The organism is Streptomyces sp. URMC 126 (genome assembly GCF_051386555.1).
GTDB lineage: Bacteria > Actinomycetota > Actinomycetes > Streptomycetales > Streptomycetaceae > Streptomyces.
In genome coordinates this window covers 1-272 of sequence record NZ_JBPQTX010000873.1, presented here as the reverse complement: position 1 = coordinate 272, position 272 = coordinate 1, and the positions used below count along the sequence as shown (strand labels likewise).

At 41.5% G+C, this 272-nt stretch carries 1 protein-coding gene; it reads left to right on the top strand.

Translation table 11 applies throughout. The features are described 5' to 3' along the window. Positions 1–272, top strand: a 272-nt coding sequence (locus tag ACSNOK_RS34295) for an SDR family NAD(P)-dependent oxidoreductase (RefSeq protein ID WP_436784637.1), incomplete at both ends; no start/stop codon positions are given.

Sequence of the window (272 nt, the reverse complement as noted above, 5' to 3'; positions counted from 1 at the left end):
GGTTCCGACAAAGTGCTTTTTGACACGACCGAAAGTAAAGGATTTCAAGTAAATTGGTTGATAAATAATGCAGGATTCGGCTCGATGGGTTATTTTTCTGAATTGGACCTAGAAAAAGAACTGCGAATGATCAGATTGAATATAGAAGCCTTGGTAGCCCTAACGCATCGTTATCTACGCAAGATGCGAGAAATGAGAGAAGGTGTGATAATCAACGTATCTTCAGCCGCCAGTTTTCAACCCGTTCCATTCATGGCAACATATGCAGCAAC